Raw genomic sequence first — 16,317 nt, forward strand, 5'->3', positions numbered from 1 at the left:
GAAGCGTGCCTCACGGGCGGCGTTTGCGGCGCAGGAAGACCACGGCGCCCAGCATGGGCAGCAGCAGGAAGCCCGTGCCCACCGTGGCCACGGTCCGGAGCCGCCAGGTCCGCCAGGGCATGGCGAGCTTCTGGTTGCGCAGCCGCTCGAAGTCCGGCTCCGGGCAGCTCTGGCCGAACGTCATCGCATCGGAGATCAACGCTCCGTTCTTCACGTAGGTGCTCCAGAGACGCTGGACGCGCTCCGGCTCGGTGCTCGAGACGAACCGCGCGGCATGGCACAGGAGCGCGGCGTACGCCTGACTGCGGGGAGGCACCAGCGCCGCGGCCTTCTCGGCGAGCTCCGCCGCCGTGGAGCGGTAGTGGAAGCGCCGGGGGTGCGGGGGCGCGTTGGCGGTCAGCCGTGCGAGCTCCGCCTCCGAGTTGAGCGGCAGATCTCCCAGGGCGGGCCGTGCGGGGGAGCCCTCGGGGACCCGCTGGAGCTCGGCCTTCCACACGTCCACCTCGAACCATCCAGCGACCCAGGTCCAGTCGGGGGCCACCTCGGTGCCCATCAGCTCCATTCCGGTGGAGCGGGCGAGCCGCGCCGCCGAGTAGAGCGCCTGGGCCTCATCCAGGTCACGCCAGGCGGACCGGGCCTGCTCGAGCGCCTCCACGTACTTGCGCGCGGGCTCCTCCCACTTCGTGCCCCGGAAGTACTCCAGGGACTCCTGCCCACGCCCATCGCGCAGCAGGCGCCGCGCGAGCAACAGACGGAGCTGTGCACCCACGTCCTGGCGCTCGTTCTCCTCCAGCCACAAGCCGGGCTCGGGCTTGCACCGGAGCTCCGGGCTGGAGGCATGGGCCGCGATGAACCGCTGCAACTCCTCCACCGTCAGCACGCGCTCCGCCACGTAGGCGATGTCCTGCCAGACACACGTCTTCAACGCGTGCTCCGCCGCCTGCGGGAAATCGCCGCGCAGGAGCGCGAGGATGGTCCGTTCTCCTCCCACGTGTGCCCGCGGACGCAGCGGCTGCATCCACTCGTGGGGCGCCCAGTTCTCCTGATCCGGGAAGCCCTCCGAGGCCTCCGCGAGGAACCGATCCGCCGCCGCCTTGTCTCCCCGCCGCAGCGCCAGCTTCGCCTTCACCCAGGCGGCGAGCGGAGTCTGTTCCTGTCCCGCGAAACGCTCGGCCAGGTCGAAGCGCCCCGCGCGCCAGGCACTCGCGGCGAGCCGGTCCGCCCCGGCCAGCCCGGGCACGGCCGCGAGCGCCTCCAACAGACGCGGCAGCGGCGTGGGGGACTCACCACTGTCCAACCACAGCGTCTCCTCTCCCCGCGTCCAGGCATAGGTCGCCATCAGGCGCTGCCCCAGGGGCTCCTTCACCACCTGGCGCAGGCGCGCCTCGTCACGGGCGATGGCCCGGGTCAGGAACAGCAGCGAGGTCGCTCCGCTCGTGCTCCCGTGGGCCGCCTGCTCCGCGTAGAGCCGGATCGCTCCCGTGTCGTCACCCGCTCTCCACAGCGGCCGCGCCTCCTCGCCCAGGCTGGCCACCGCCAGGCCCGCTGGATCGTCGAAGCCCTGGCGCACCAGCTCGCGCACCTCGGCGAAGCGCTGCCGGGCCTCCTCCAGCTCCGTGCCCGCACCCGCCATGCGCCCCAACATGAAGGCCGCGAAGGTGGAGAACCGGCGGCGCTCCTCGGCGGGCAGTGCGAGCACCTCCAGGAAACGGGCACGCGCCTCGTCCCAGTGCCCCGCGTGGAAGGCCCTGGCGCCGGCCTGGTACAGCGCCGTCTCCCGGGCACCGCCGCCCGTCCGGGCGCCCTCCGGCTCCTCGGCGGTCTCGACGACGACGAAGGGGTCCGCTGGCTTCGGCAGCAGGTGCGAGGCCTCGTGCATGAAGGCGCCGTCCGGCAGCTCCGCCAGCGTGCGGGCCCGGTTGCCCAGTGCATCGTGCGGGAAGTCGGGGCCACAGGCGCGCGCGCGGCGCACGGGCGTGAGCACCACCAGGAAGACCAGGAACGTCAGTGCACTACGGAGCAGCAATGGCCACCTCGGATCCCCGGACGAAGCCGATGACACGACGCTCGCCGGCGCGCAGTCGGGGAGGCGTGCGCGCCACGAGTGAGGTTCCTCGCGGGGTATAGCCGCCCACGCCATCGAGGACCTCGAGATTTCCAGAAAGGGTGAGGCGCGCGGGAGCGGGGGCGTCCACGCGGCCGGTGTTCTCGATGACGATGTCCAGCGTGCCTCCCCCCGCGTCCACCAGGCGCGGGAGGAACCGCGGGTCGAGCGACTCACCGCGCACCACCGCCGAGAGGGTGGACGGGCTCCACGCCTCCGGATCGCCCCGGTGGCCGAGCCGGAACCAGACGATGCCCGTGAGCCCCTCCACGGGGCGCTCGCGCAGCCCGGCGAGGAAGCGGGCCACCTCGCGAGGCTCCGCGGACAGGGGCGTCCCGTCACGCAGCCGCACCCGGTAGGTGGGGAGCGCCACGTGGAAGGGACGGCGAGTGGCTCGGGACCAGGCCTCGATGAAACTCCGGGCCTCCTCGGGGGTGAAGAGCGTGGGGGCTCGCACGGCATGCACCTGGAGGACGATGCCGTCGGGAATGGAGACGAGCCGGGCGAGTGCCGGGGACGTGCTCCACGTGGGCAGCGCCGTGAGGGAGAGCGCCAGGTCTCCGAGTGCCGTCCGCTCGCGCGCGAGCCAGTCCGCGTAGGCGGGCAGAGCGGCGGTGGCGCAGTCATGGTCCAGCTCGATGCCCCGGACGCGGACGCCCTTCGCCCGCCAGGCCCGAGCGTGGGTGGCGACCTCCTGGAGGGAGATGCCCTCGAGAGGCGCCGTGCCATCCACGCGCATCACCGCCACCACCTCGCGGCCACCGCGGGCCAGGGCCTCCACATCCACCGCGATATCCACCGGCGTGCGCGCTGTCCCGGAGCGTTCACGCGCCAGCACCCGGAGCGCGCCCAGTTCCGAGGGTGCTTCCGCGACGGCCTGTCCCAACTCCGGGCTCCAGTCGCGCTGCCAGACATAGGCCTCGTGGGTGAGGGCCCGGGGCGGCGGTGAGTCCCCCCGCGAGCACGAGAGGCCGAGCGCGAAGAGCAGCAAGCCCAGCCACCACCCGGTGCATCGTCGTATCGAGGACACCGTCGAATCCTAACCCGGTTCTCGCGCCCCCACTCCCTCGCCCTCCGGGAGAGGGCCGGGGTGAGGGTATCTGTCTCCCGGGTTCTCCCTCGTGGAGCAGACATCCCAGGTTCACCCCCGAGCCACACTCGCCAAGAAGGTCACTCAGGCTGATCCCACTTCCCCGGTGACGTGACACGGCGGGTAGACCCAACATACCTACCGGGGCGGACCTTCCGCCTGAACGGCTGCTCAGTAGGGTGGCGATCGTGTACGCCGAGCTGGTCTGCCGGTCGAACTTCTCGTTTCTGCGCGGGGCCTCGCACCCCGAGGAACTGATCCAGGCCGCCGCCGAGCGGGGACTGTCCGCCGTGGCGCTGGCGGACGGAGACGGCCTGTACGGAGCGGTGAAGGCCCACCTCGCGGCGAAGGAAGCGGGGATCAAATACCTGATCGCCAGCGAGCTGACACTGATGGATGGCCCGCCGGTGGTGGTGTACGCGCAGGACGCGAGGGGCTACGCGAACCTGAGCCGGCTGATCTCGAAGAGCCGGATGCTGCACCCCAAGGGCGAGGCGGGCCTGCCGTGGCGCGAGCTGGCGGAGGGCAACGAGGGGTTGCTGGCGCTGCTGCCGTACCCGGTGGCGGCGGATCGGGTGGCGCCGCTGGCGGAGTCCTTCGGGGATCGCTTCTACGTGGGCATGTGCCGCACGCTGTCCTCGGGAGACGAGGCGCGGGTGGCGAGGGCGAAGGCGCTGGCGAAGACGCTCGGGGTGCCGCTGTGCGCGCACAACGACGTGCACACGCACCAGCGGAGCCGCCAGCCGTTGCAGGACGTGCTCACGGCCATCCGGTACAAGACGACGCTGGGGCAGTTGGGGACGAGGCGGCTGCCCAACGCGGAGCGGACGCTGAAGGGGCCGGAGGAGATGGCGCGGCTGTTCGCGGACTGCCCGGAGGCGCTGGAGCGCACGGTGGAGCTGGCGAGCCGCTGCAACGCGACGCTGGACGGGCTGCGCTACCACTTCTCGGAGGAGGACCTGCCGCCGGGACACACGACGTCGACGTGGCTGCGCGAGCTGACGTACCAGGGGTTGCAGGTGCGCTACCCGGGAGGGGTGCCGCCCGAGGTGGTGAAGCAGATCGAGCACGAGCTGAAGCTGATCGCGGCGTTGGACTTCGCGGGGTACTTCCTGGCGATCTGGGACATCGTGCGGTTCGCGCGCTCGAAGGGGATTCTGTGCCAGGGGCGAGGGAGCGCGGCGAACTCGGCGGTGTGCTACGCGCTGGGGGTGACGGCGATCGATCCGGTGCGGATGGGGCTGCTCTTCGAGCGCTTCCTGAGCATGGAGCGCAAGGAGCCGCCGGACATCGACGTGGACTTCGAGCACGAGCGGCGCGAGGAGGTGCTGCAGTACGTGTACGAGAAGCACGGCCGGCACCGGGCGGGGATGGTGTGCGAGGTCATCTGCTACCGGGGGCGGCTGGCGCTGCGCGAGGTGGGCAAGGCGCTCGGGCTGTCGCTGGACCAGGTGGACAGGCTGGCGAAGGTGGCGGGGGCGCACGGCGAGATGTCGCTGGAGCTGCTGAAGGAGGTGGGGCTGTCGGAGGAGGACCGGCGGGTGAGGCAGACGCTCGCGCTGGCGCAGGAGATCGAGAGCTTCCCGAGACACCTCTCCATCCACGTGGGCGGGTTCGTGATTACGCGTGAGCCGCTGGTGGAGATGATCCCGGTGGAGAACGCGGCGATGAAGGGCCGCACGGTGGTGCAGTGGGAGAAGGACGACCTGGAGGCGGTGGGCGTCCTGAAGGTGGATCTGCTGGGGCTCGGGATGCTGACGGCGCTGGCGAAGTGCCTGACGCTGATCAAGGAGCACCACGGGCGCGAGCTGTCGCTGGCCACGATTCCGGCGGAGGATCCGAAGGTCTACGACATGCTGTGCAACGCGGACTCGATCGGGGTGTTCCAGATCGAGAGCCGGGCGCAGATGAACATGCTGCCGAGGCTGAAGCCGCGGTGTTTCTACGATCTGGTGGTGGAGATCGCGCTGATCCGGCCGGGGCCGATCGTCGGGGACATGGTGCACCCGTACCTGCGGAGGCGGGAGGGGAAGGAGCCGGTGGAGTACCCGTCGGAGGACGTGCGGCGGATTCTGCAGAAGACGCTGGGGGTGCCGCTCTTCCAGGAGCAGGCGATGAAGCTGGCGATGGCGGTGGCGGGCTTCACGCCGGCGGAAGCGGACGGACTGAGGCGGGCGCTGTCGCACAAGCGAGCGGAGGAGCGGCTGGGGCCGTTCCACCAGCGCTTCGTGGAGGGCGGAGTGTCGCGGGGGTACACGCCCGAGTACGTGGACACGCTGTTCCGGCAGTTCCGTGGGTTCGCGCACTACGGCTTCCCGGAGAGCCACTCGGCGAGCTTCGCGCTGCTGGCGTACGCGTCGTCATGGCTGAAGTGCCACTACCCGGCGGCCTTCACGGCGGCGCTGTTGAACTCGCAGCCGATGGGCTTCTACGCGCCGCACACGCTGGTGGCGGACGCGCAGCGGCACGGGGTGAAGGTGCTGGGCGTGGACGTGAACCACTCGGGGTGGGACTGCACGTTGGAGGAGGGCGGGGCGCTGCGGCTGGGGATGCGGATGGTGCGAGGGCTCCAGGAGGCAGCGGGTCGGCGGGTGGATGCGGCGAGACAGGGAGGGCGCTTCGCGAGTGTCGGGGACCTGGCACGGCGGACGCGGGCGCCGAGGCACGAGCTGGCGCGGTTGGCGCTGTCGGGAGCGCTGGGGAGCATCAGCGGCTCACGGCGGGACGCGCTGTGGGAGATCCAGGCGCTGGGCCCGCTGGAGGAGACGGACCTGTTCTTCGGGATGGCGATGGACGGGACGCAGGTGGAACTGCCGCAGATGAACGTGGCGGAGCGGGTGAGCAAGGACTTCGAGACGGTGGGCGTGTCGTTGGAGAAGCACCCGCTGGAGTTGTTGAGACCGGCGCTGCGCAAGCGAGGCGCGGTGACGGCGGCGGGATTGGAGCGGGTGCGAGCGGGGGCCCGGGTGGCGGTGGGCGGGATGCTCATCACCCGGCAGATGCCGCCGACGGCGAAGGGATTCTGCTTCCTGTCACTGGAGGATGAGACGGGAATCGCGAACCTGGTGGTGGCGCCGGACGCGTACGCGCGGTTCCGCAAGGACATCCACGGCGCACTGTTCCTGGTGGGGCAGGGGGTACTGGAGAAGACGGGGAAGGTGCTGAACGTGAAGGTGCAGCACCTGGAGCCGCTCGCCCAGGGGCTTCCGGGCTGAAACCGTGTGTGCTCCCTCTCCCAGAGGGAGAGGGCTGGGGTGAGGGTCTGCCTCGAGAGCCGTGGATCACGCGACCACGAGCCGTGCGCGCTGGGCAGCCGGGCGCACTCGAGCCGTGGTACCCGCGTTGAAGGCGAGGAAGTCCTCCTCCACGCCATCGCTGAAGATGACGCCCCCCGAGGGCATCCGCGACTCCACCTCCAGCTCCTGCTGAGCGCTGACGAATCCGGCCACCACGCTGGCCGCTGAGTGCCGGCTGATGAAGGGCTCGCGCACCACGAAGGCCAGCCGCGGGTCCTCCCAGGTGAGCCGCCACGGTTGGCCCGGCTGTCCACCCGTCGCTGCCGTGAGTCCCTGGGCCAGCGTGAACACCGAGGACAGCCAGCCGCTCGAGCCCGCCCCCGTGGAGACGATGATGCCGCTGGAGGACTGGGACTCGGCGCGCTTCTCGTAGTGCAGGGTATAGCGGGCGGAGACGTGGGTGCGCGCCCCGAGGAACAAGTCGTTGAACCCGAGCAGCCGCTGGCCATCGCTCAGCACCACCTCGGCGAGTGTCACCTCACGGAAGCGGGCCTGCGACTCCAGCACGTGGCGCACTGCCACCCGCGCCTTGTCGACGCCGAAGGGCAGCAGCACGCCATCGAACCGCTCGGGGTCCGGGTTGACGCCGACGATGGGCTGCGAGCCCACGTACTTGGCCACGTTGGCCACCAGGCCGTCCTGGCCCACCGTCACCACCAGCTCCTTGCCGGTGAAGAGGAAGGTGGGCACCAGCGAGCGGTCCACCTGCTGCACCGGCAGGCCGAGCTCCAGCAGCTTGTGCAGTGCATCGAGCGAGCGGCGGTAGGTGTCATCCTCCCGCGCATAGTCCTCGAAGTCCTGGCCGGCGTGCTCCAGGTAGAAGCGCGCCTGCGAGCGCGTGTTGAAGCGCTCTACCAGCTCGGCGAGCCGCGTCTTGCGGGTGACGAGGACGATCTTCTCGTACTCAGCCATGGCGGCCCTGGTTGCCGGACGGAGCCGAGAGCAACGAGCGCAGCAGGTCCGGGGACACGTTCAGCTCGCCGATCTTCCCCGCGTTCTCCGCCATCTCGCGGAAGGCGAGCGCGATGTTCAGCTTGGGATCGTTCCCTCCGCCGGCCGCCGCCATGAGCACCTTCCAATCCACGTCTCGCACCGGGGCGAGCGTCTTCTCCAGCGCGTAGGCCTTGGCCTCGGCGGCCTTGCGCTCGTTCTCGCTCCAGCGATCCATGAAGGAGGCGCGCTGTTCCTCCACGGCGATGTCCGCGGCGATCTGCGCCTCGCGGATTTGCCGCTTACCGGCCTCCACGGACAGCTCGGTGGCGATCTCGCTCTCCTTGATGCGCCGCTCCTGCTCCACGGCGGCGTTGCGCCGGGCGTAGATGGCCTCGTCCGCGCGCCGCTGGAGGGCCTCGCGGGCCTCGGCCTCCAGGGCCCGAGCCATCTCCGGGGTGGGGCGCGCCGATAGCAGCGCGAAACCCTGCACCTCCACACCGAGCATCCGCACCGCCTCCGTCTCCCGCAGCCCCGCGAGCACCTTGGCCTCGATGGTGGCCGCCTGCACGAGCACCTCGCGCAGGGGCATGGACTGCACCACCGTGCGGGCGCGCACCTGGGCGATCTGGACGAGCCGTTCCTCGAGCTTCGAGGGGTCTTCCGAAGCGTACTCGCCCGAGGGCTTCACGGAGTAGTCGAGCAGCCCGGCGAGCAGCTTGGGGTCGGCGACACGGTAGGTGAGCTGGCCCTGGAGGGTGACGGCCTGGAAGTCCTGGGTGATCTCGTTGAAGGCGAAGGGCACGTCCGAGCTGGCGAGCGGCACGGCGACCACTGTGGTGGTGGGTGCCCAGTAGAAGAAGGAGAGGCCCGGCCCCTCCCGCTTCACCCGCCCATCCTTGAACTGCATGACGTACGTCGTTGGAGGCGCCTTCATGTACCGGATGCTCATGGCTGGACTCTTTCCGTCTTCGTGTTTTGTTGACACCAACATAGTGTCCAATGAACACGTACGCAACAGGGAATGAATCCGTGGATGCTCCCTCTCCCTCTGGGAGAGGGTTGGGGTGAGGGTCTTCCCCACGAGATGTGCCGCGCGTAACCAATCCGGCCACCTGACGGATCCGTCGGCTTGACAGTGGGACTCGTGGCCACCTGACATCTGGACCCCCCGGTCAAGAGAGGTCCAGCCATGTCTACTCATCAAGATCCCTCGAGTGAGCGGCAGCGCTCGCGGGTGGGGGCGTTGGCACTGGTGGCGCTGGTGCTCCTGGGGGCGTGCACTCCGGGCGCGTCCTCGGGGGGGCGGCTGATGGCACAGCGCGACCAGCCACCAGGGCCGCGCCAGCCCTCGGAAACCCGGGAGTGGACGGAGGCGGCCTGGGGAGGGGCGGGTCATGACTCGCTGCTCTTCGCCAGGTTGCCCACGGACTTCGCGCCGGTGCGAGTCGGGGAGGCGGAGTTCAAGGACGCACTGGTGAGGAGGGTGCTGGACATGCCGCTGCGGGTGGCCTCCTCCGCCCCTGAGAAGCGCGGCGGCCGGTGGATGCCCGGCACCGGGGGCTCGGGCGGAGAGGCGTGGCAGGCGGAGCTGACCCGGTCCTACATGCGTCACTGCGAGCGGCGCGGAACGCCGGGCGACTGCTTCACGCGGCTCGAGGACGGGCCCTTCCTCCAGGAGGACGACAAGCGGAGCATCGCCATGGCCCTGGCGGTGGGTCCGGCGCTGGAGGGCGTGGACGCGGAGGTGAGGGCCATGCTCGACCCGACGCGGGTGCTGGCGACGCTCAGCATCTCCATCACGGCCTACATGGCGCTGGTGGCGGCGCCGGATCCGGTGTTGACCAAGGGTGTGGCGGCTGGGGCCGCGTTGCTGTTGTGGGGATACCTCGGGTTCGAGTTCTTCGAGTTGATCCAGGCCTACAGGCGGCTCTCCGAGGAAGCGGCGCGGGCCACCACGTTCGAGGAGCTGCGCGAGGTGGGCGAGCGGTTCGGCCGGGTCATAGGCCCCAACAGCGTGCGCATTCTCGTGCTGGTGGGGACGGTGGCGGTAGGGGAGACAGCGGCACTCATGTCCAGGGCTCCGACGCTGCCGGGCTTCGGACAGGCCTCACGTACCGTCGAGCTCAACACCGGCTGGAACCTGATGGAGGCTGCGGTCGGAGCCGAGCGGGTCATCGTGTCCGTGCCCGAGGGGACACTCCGGGCCGTGCTCCCCATGACTGCCGTGGCCATGTCGGCCCGGGGCGGTGGTGGCAAATCCTCTGGAGGTGGGAGCGGGACACCCAAGGAGGGAAGGGTGCTTCCGAATGGGCACCGGGCGTTCAAGTCCTTCGATGATTTCAAGGACTTCATGGGCTCTGCGGGTGAAGGGAAGCAGTGGCACCACATCGTCGAACAACGCAAGGTGAACGTTGAGCGTTTCGGCCCGGAGGCCATTCATAATACCGAGAACGTTATTGTGGTGAGGAAGGAACTGCATGACAAAGTCAGTGCATACTACTCGTCCAAATTGGAGGAAACGGGTGGCAAGGTGGTTCGTGAGTGGCTCCGCACAAAGTCCTATGAGGAACAACGTGCATTTGGATTGAGGACTCTGAAGCGGTTCGGGGTCATCCCATGAAGAAGACGCAGTTGAAGAAGCTTTCGGTTGAGCAGTTGATTGAAATGACCAGGGCCACTTCCGCCGAGAGGTGGCGTGCCATTGACGCAGGCAGACCCAAAGACGGGAATCGCATGTTCGATCTTCTCGTTGCAATTCGCAGGGAATTGCGAATGAGAGGTCTGGACGCCCAACGACGGCTGATGGGTTTGCTCGATGATCCAGATCCGGGGACCCGTTGTTGGGCTGCGGTATCCGTTTTGGAGTTCGCTCCAGATGAGGGAGAGCGAGTGCTTACGGAACTCGCTAAACTGCCTGACAGCTTGGTGGGTTTTTCCGCGGAGCTGACGCTGGAGCAATGGAAAGCAGGTACCTTCAAACCTCTTTGATGCTTTCTTCGCGAATGGCGAGGAGCCAGATTGGACCCGTTCCATGAAGAAAGCGCGGTTGAAGAAAATTCCGATAGAGCAGTTGGTTGAAATGACCAGGACCATTTCCGCCGAGAGGATGCGTGCCATTCATGCAGGCAAGCCCAAGGACGGAAATCGCATGTTCGATCTTCTCATTGCGATTCACAGGGAGTTGCGAGCAAGAGGTATAGAAGCTCAGCGGCAATTGTTGGTGTTGCTCGATGATTCAGACCCGGGCACTCGCTGTTGGACTGCGACAGCGGTCATGGAGTTTGCGCCAGAGGAGGGGAGGCGGGTGCTTACCGAACTCGCAAAAAGCGCTGGTGGCCTGGTTGGATTTTCGGCGGAGTGGGCGCTGGAGGAGTGGAGGGCGGGAACTTTGAAGCCACTTTGAGTGGGGGTCTGATTTGGAGACCAATCTGGCGTAAGGTACCGCCATGGATCGTCTCCTCCGAGGAGCGAAGCGGATGCTGCTCCTGGTGCTGGTCACCGTGGTCATTGCGTACGTGGGCATCTGCCTGCTGGTGTTCCTCAACCAGCGGCACATGATCTTCCCGGTGCCTCCAGGGGCTCGTGAGCCCTCGCTGCCCGGTGCCACGCTCCTGCGCATCCCGGGCTCCGAGGGATCGACGGTCTTCGCGTTCCATGTATCCGCGCCGGCAGGGGCGCCGACCGTGGTGCACTTCCACGGCAATGGCGAGCAGCTCGCGGACGGGGCGTGGCTGGCGCAGCGCTTCCAGGAGGCAGGGCTCGGCTTCTACGCGGTGGAGTACCCGGGCTACGGGCTCGCGGCGGCGCAGGGGCCCTCGGAGACAGGCATCTACGCTGCGGCGGAGACCGCGCTGGAGCACCTACACCAACAGCTGGGCGTGCCTCGCGAGCGCACGGTGCTGCAGGGACAGTCACTCGGCTCGGGCGTGGCGGTCGAGATGGCGAAGCGGGGCCACGGTTCGCGGCTGGTGCTCATCACGCCCTACACCTCCATCGTGGAACTGGGGGCGAGGCTCTTCTCGTGGCTACCCGCGAGCCTGCTCGTGAGGGATCCGTTCGACAGCGCGGCCAAGGCCCCCGGGCTGAAACTGCCGGTGCTCATCGTCCACGGGACACAAGATGAAGTCATCCCCGTGGACATGGGGCAGACGCTGGGAGCCTTGTTCCCGAACGCCACCGTGCGCCTGCTTGAGGGCAAGCGTCACAATGACGTGCTCGATCAACCCGCCACCCTTCAAGCGCTGATGCGGTTCGCGCGTGAGGGCGAGCAGTAGGCTGCAATGGGCCGTCTGGGACCTGAAAACGACCACTTATCGTGAATACACTCAGGGCGAACTGGGGGGCGTAGGTGATGCAACCGTAGATGGTGGGGTACTTGTTCTCGTTTGCTTCCTCAAAATCTCTATTGCTCCAGAGAACTTGTGTGGAGCGGATGGAGCTGCACCCCAATCAGTCCAAAAATTCTTAGTAGCACTGCTAGGCTGCAATTTAGGCTTCTCAAGCTTGATTCTGGTGGGAAGAAGAACGGAATCGCCCAGAACGAGTGCTTCGCCTACGTCTAGCAGTGGAAGGATGTCCACAAGGCCTGCCATTGAATCAGGCATCAGTCGGCGAACAACGCCTTGATCCTGTTCGTTGGTCAGTCGCAGTGCAATGAAGTTGTTGCACTGACTTAAGATGGTTCGACTTACATCGGAGGGGCGCTGACTAACAACTAGTAGTGACACGCCGTACTTACGACCTTCTTTGGCGATTCGCTCATAGATTTCGAGAGCGCGTTTGGCCACAACATCTGCATCGTCTCGTGCTGGAAGATACAAGTGGGCTTCATCGCAAACAATGGTTAGAGGAGTTCTTTCCTCTGGGGGAAGCCAGAATTGCACATCGTAAATCAGGCGAGCAAAAACCCCAACAACGATAGGTAGAACGTCGGTGGGGACTTCGGAGAAGTCTATGATTTTGATCCCAGGAGAGCTTTTGTCGGCTCCTAGCAGTCGACTTACTAGCGCTGAGAGCCAATCGTAGGCTAATGTGACTGGCGGTGGCTTGAACATAAAGCCGTATCTTCTGTCTTCCATCTTTGTTTCAAATCTGGAGATGAAGCGAGTCAGTTTGCCGTACCATTCTCCTTGTTTCTCTGTATTGGGCTTGGCACCCGGAACCATCTCCTCGTTGTCTTTTTTGAGGGCTTCAAGCAGTTCTTCTAGACGGTAAGGGATTGGAGAGTCGACCGTGAAGGTGCTGAGGACATCGTTCTTGCCCTCGGTCTTTAGGGTGTTTTCTTTGAGCCTTCTGACTTGTGTTGTAAAGCGAGATGCTTGGTTTGGTGCGTTCTGATCGTTGCGATCGAGGACCAGCGATAGCAGTTCCTCGCGATTCAAAATCCAATACGGCAAGAACAGCACGTCATCGTCAGGAGTAGCGAGATCGCCAGGCCCTGCAATTCTAAGCCCACTGGCGTAGCCTCCGAATTTCTTGGTGAGAGGCTTGTATTCACCATGCATATCCATAACAATGATGTTGGGGTACTGTAGATTGCTCGCGCGCTCCAAGATTAATGCGGTTGCCCAACTTTTGCCGGAACCTGTGCTCCCAAGTATTGCTGCGTGGCGTTGAAAAAAACGGTCGCCATCAGCGACTGCGGTAGCCGTTCTATCTGCTACGTAGTGGCCGATTTGCAAACGCTTGTCAGGGGCTAGATCCTTGGCGAGCAGGCCCATGAGTTGTTGTAGGTTTTTGGAGGTAATAATGAAGCATGACCGATCGATCTGAGGGAATGAGTCGGTCCCGCGTTTGAAGATGTTCGAGGAGGTGCCCTCTATTGTTTTGTATGTACCAACAAGCACTGCGCGAATGGTATCTTCCTGGGAGTCGGAAGGCAGAGCTGCCTGCTCTTCGCTTTCATAGATCATCACCTGTTCGCGAGTGAGGCGAGTGACCTTTTCCACCATCCCAATGAGAAATTCCTGTGCGGTCTGCCCTTGGATGGCTACCAGATTTCCTACGCCAACTCGGGCGAGAAGGCTATGGTCAGCAACGTTGATGTATATACGACTTGTGTCGACGCTGGCGACAAATCCCAGTTTGTCTGCATCGTTAAAGACGAGCGCTGCAGTGGTGGTCATAAATATACCTCCTTCACGAAGTCTTCGAGGTTCCAGATATTGATACCAGGAAATCGGTAGGTGTTTCCGCTCTGAAATGCTTCGGTCCCTTGCTCGGACCCGGTGTCGTATCGCGTGACTGCAAGTACGTTGGGATAGGCTTCTGTAACTTGCTTTGAGTTTGCAGTGAGTCCCATTGTTAGCAATACGCAGCTTTTGCCTTTCTTGATCTCAGTGCGGAGCCTTGTTTCTAAGTGATCATCGTTGAAGCCGTAGCCTATAATCAAATAGCGGCTTGCTTTTTCGATGGCGTCGTTAGCTTGCGCTCTGTGTGTTTCAAAGGCCTTTTCGTACCCCTTACGGTATTTTCCGGAGCCGGGGGTGATTATGAGTCTGGGGGCATTCAGGGATAGTGGGCATCGAATTGGTGAATCTTGGTATTCGAACCAGTCCAGGCTGCCATGTGGCTTGTAGACATTGACATGTGGTCTGTATCTGACTACGTAATTGTTTCTTCGGATCGGATGAACTTTGTCCACCAGTGCGTCTTTGCTGGATTTGGGATCCAGCGTGCCCCACATATGGCCGTGAAACAGTGAATTCACGGCTGTTCCAGTGGATTCGATTGCGTACTCTATGAGTCGATCATAGTTTGTGCTGATTACCGGCAGTCCGTCTGATGGTATTATTGGGAGAATGGCTTTCTTGAGAAGGTTTGCAAATGGGAATAGTTGCCCGCTCAAAAGCCTCTTGGAGATTGCTTCGATTTCCTTCTCGGCGACGAAGTCGCCGGTGGCCTTTACAATGATGCGTTCAAGCTCGGATGACACATATACGTCTTGAAGAGCAAGCTCTAGCCCTCGTCCAGCAGCAAGTCGTGCCTCTACATCGGCCCATTGGCCTTTGAGGGTATCGGGAATAAGCGTCGGCACAATTGTGCGCAGATGCTTCTCCAGGGCCCACATGGTTGGTAACCCGTATGCGGCTGATAGTCCTGAGCCAATTATTATTGCCAGCCCGTCAGTAAAGTGATCCTGAAGCGTTTTTTTGAGTAGAGCTATGTCCAAGGACTATTCACCAAAGAGAGTCGAGCTATGAGTGGGTGGTAGATGATTGGTGATTCGGTATCATCCGATCAGCAGCCGCGCGTCGTCCAGGTCCATGTTGGCGATCAGGTCCACGCCGTTGCGCATGAGCCGACGCGCCGCCGCCATGGCCCTCGGGCCGTGCCCGTTGTCCAGGCACCACTGGGCATGTTCCACCAGCAGCGCCAGCTCGTACGTGCGGCCCAGCGTCAGTGAGAACCGCCTCGCCCCGGCCTCCACCCCCGCCGGGTTCTCCATCGCCTTCATCACCCACGCCCGCGCCTTCTCCAGCGACTCCTGCGCCGCCGCCACGCACGCCCTCAGGCCCGCGTCCTTCGCCGCTCCCAGCCGCCGCTCCGCGTCCGTGTACAGGGCCTCCAGCGCGCCTCCCTTCGCCATCGCCCTCAGCGTGTCCAGCGAGAGCACGTTCGTCGTCCCCTCCCAGATGGACAGCACCTGCGCGTCCGCCAGCAGCCTCGGCAGCCCCGTGTCCTCCACGTAGCCCGCTCCGCCGAAGCTCTCCACCGCCTCCGACGTCACGTGCACCACCTGCCTCCCCGTCGTCAGCTTCGCCAACGGCGTCACCAGCCGCTGCAGCAGCAGCTCCTCCTCCGTCGCCGTCCTCGCCTCCATCTTCCCCAGCAACTCCACCGCCCGGAACGCCAGCAGGAAGCCCCCGTGGAACTCGGCCTCCAGCCCCGCCAGCGTGTCCACGTGCAGCGGCTTCTCCGCCAGCGGCGCCCCGAATTGCACCCGCCGCTTCGCGTAGTCCCTCGCCAGCGCCAGCGCCCTCCTCATGCTCCACGCCGCGCCCATCGCGTTCCACGTCCGCGTCACGTTCAGCATCCACGCCATGTTCCGGATGCCGTCCGTCAGCCCCGCCACCGGCACCGCCCGCGTCCCGTCCAGCGTCAGCTCCGCCGTCGGCACCTTCCTCGTTCCCAGCTTGTCCTTCAGCCGGTTGATCTGGATCCCGTTCAGCCTCCCGTCCGCCCCTCGCGTCTCCACGTAGAAGATCGCCAGCCCCTTGCCCCCGGGTCCGTTCCCCTCCGGCCTCCCCAGCGTCAGCGCCATCTGCGCCGTCGTCGCCGAGGTGAACCACTTCGTCCCGTACAGCCTCCACCCCTCGGGGGACTGTCTCGCCACCGTCTGCGTCAGCCCCACGTCCGAGCCGCCCGTCCGCTCCGTCATCCACTGGCCCGACGTCCAGAACGTCTTCGGGTCCCTCGACGTCAGGTGGGGTAGGGCGCGCTGAATCAGCTCCGGGTTCCCCAGCGACAGCAGCGTCCGCGCCGCCCCGTCCGTCATCGCCAGCGGGCACGAGTAGACGTCCAGCGACGGCTGCACCAGGTAGTTCAGGACGAACTGGTGGATGCGCGAGCGGTCCCCATTCTTCTGCTCGTACGCCACCGCCACCAGGCCCCGCCTGGCCGCCAGCGTCTCCGCCTCCTTCCACAGCGGCGACACCTCGATGTGGTCCACCCGGTTCCCCCAGGCGTCCCACTGCGTCAGCTCCGGCTCGTTCGTCCGATCCCTCAGCTGGAACTGGTACAGGGCCCCGCCTCCCAGCTCGCCCAGCTCCCGGAGCTCGTCCTCCAGCCCCGTCCGCATGTCCGCCGGCAGTGCCCGCTCCAGGTACCCGCGCAGCAGGGCGTCGTCGTCGTACTGGTTTCCAAGCCTCGGCGGTTCCTGGAAGAAGCTCATA

The 16,317-nt window shown here is 65.6% G+C and carries 12 protein-coding genes; 5 read left to right on the forward strand and 7 right to left on the reverse strand.

The genetic code is table 11. The features are described 5' to 3' along the window. Positions 1–10: 10 nt before the first annotated feature. Together AC16DP_RS36395 and AC16DP_RS36400 are read right to left on the reverse strand one after the other, a co-directional pair. A complete protein-coding gene (locus AC16DP_RS36395; RefSeq protein WP_329726264.1) occupies positions 11–2,026 on the reverse strand; it encodes a hypothetical protein in 2,016 nt (671 codons plus the stop codon). Then, positions 2,013–3,134, reverse strand: coding sequence for a DUF3142 domain-containing protein (locus AC16DP_RS36400; RefSeq protein WP_329726263.1), 1,122 nt, complete (start codon positions 3,132–3,134; stop codon positions 2,013–2,015). The genes AC16DP_RS36395 and AC16DP_RS36400 overlap by 14 nt, the downstream gene beginning before the upstream one ends. A 245-nt stretch (positions 3,135–3,379) precedes the next feature. On the opposite strand from AC16DP_RS36400, the gene AC16DP_RS36405 reads away from it, so the two are divergent. Next, entirely contained in the window at positions 3,380–6,409 is a 3,030-nt protein-coding gene (locus AC16DP_RS36405; RefSeq protein WP_329726298.1) for an error-prone DNA polymerase, read from the forward strand. Between the two features lie 66 nt (positions 6,410–6,475). On the opposite strand, the gene AC16DP_RS36410 is transcribed toward AC16DP_RS36405, so the two are convergent. Both AC16DP_RS36410 and AC16DP_RS36415 read right to left on the reverse strand, forming a co-directional pair. After that, positions 6,476–7,402 carry a diacylglycerol kinase catalytic domain-containing protein gene (locus tag AC16DP_RS36410; RefSeq protein WP_329726262.1) on the reverse strand — a complete coding sequence of 309 codons (927 nt, stop codon included), beginning with the start codon at positions 7,400–7,402 and terminating at the stop codon, positions 6,476–6,478. Beyond that, entirely contained in the window at positions 7,395–8,372 is a 978-nt protein-coding gene (locus tag AC16DP_RS36415) for an SPFH domain-containing protein (RefSeq protein ID WP_329726261.1), read from the reverse strand. The genes AC16DP_RS36410 and AC16DP_RS36415 overlap by 8 nt, the downstream gene beginning before the upstream one ends. 240 nt (positions 8,373–8,612) lie before the next feature. Here AC16DP_RS36415 and sitA5 point away from each other — a divergent pair, with 240 nt between their 5' ends. Genes sitA5 through AC16DP_RS36435 form a run of 4 tightly spaced genes read left to right on the forward strand, consistent with a single transcriptional unit; the run spans position 8,613 to position 11,697 of the window. Beyond that, positions 8,613–10,043: a SitA5 family polymorphic toxin gene (gene sitA5 / locus AC16DP_RS36420; RefSeq protein WP_329726260.1), complete on the forward strand. Its 1,431-nt coding sequence runs from the start codon at positions 8,613–8,615 to the stop codon at positions 10,041–10,043. Then, positions 10,040–10,411, forward strand: a complete 372-nt coding sequence (locus AC16DP_RS36425; protein ID WP_329726259.1) for a DUF2019 domain-containing protein — start codon at positions 10,040–10,042, stop codon at positions 10,409–10,411. The genes sitA5 and AC16DP_RS36425 overlap by 4 nt, the downstream gene beginning before the upstream one ends. Positions 10,412–10,454: 43 nt before the next feature. After that, entirely contained in the window at positions 10,455–10,826 is a 372-nt protein-coding gene (locus tag AC16DP_RS36430; RefSeq protein WP_329726258.1) for a DUF2019 domain-containing protein, read from the forward strand. A 43-nt stretch (positions 10,827–10,869) separates the two neighbouring features. Then, positions 10,870–11,697 carry an alpha/beta hydrolase gene (locus tag AC16DP_RS36435; RefSeq protein ID WP_329726257.1) on the forward strand — a complete coding sequence of 276 codons (828 nt, stop codon included), beginning with the start codon at positions 10,870–10,872 and terminating at the stop codon, positions 11,695–11,697. Positions 11,698–11,748: 51 nt separating this feature from the next. On the opposite strand, the gene AC16DP_RS36440 is transcribed toward AC16DP_RS36435, so the two are convergent. From AC16DP_RS36440 to AC16DP_RS36450, 3 genes are read right to left on the reverse strand one after another with little or no spacing between them, the layout of a single operon-like run. Further along, positions 11,749–13,548 carry an ATP-binding protein gene (locus AC16DP_RS36440; protein ID WP_329726256.1) on the reverse strand — a complete coding sequence of 600 codons (1,800 nt, stop codon included), beginning with the start codon at positions 13,546–13,548 and terminating at the stop codon, positions 11,749–11,751. Next, positions 13,545–14,594, reverse strand: coding sequence for an SIR2 family protein (locus AC16DP_RS36445; protein WP_329726255.1), 1,050 nt, complete (start codon positions 14,592–14,594; stop codon positions 13,545–13,547). The genes AC16DP_RS36440 and AC16DP_RS36445 overlap by 4 nt, the downstream gene beginning before the upstream one ends. Before the next feature lie 60 nt (positions 14,595–14,654). Then, on the reverse strand, positions 14,655–16,316 hold the full coding sequence (locus AC16DP_RS36450; protein WP_329726254.1) for an acyl-CoA dehydrogenase family protein: 1,662 nt from the start codon (positions 16,314–16,316) through the stop codon (positions 14,655–14,657). Position 16,317 lies beyond the last annotated feature (1 nt).

Source organism: Archangium sp. (assembly GCF_057119385.1).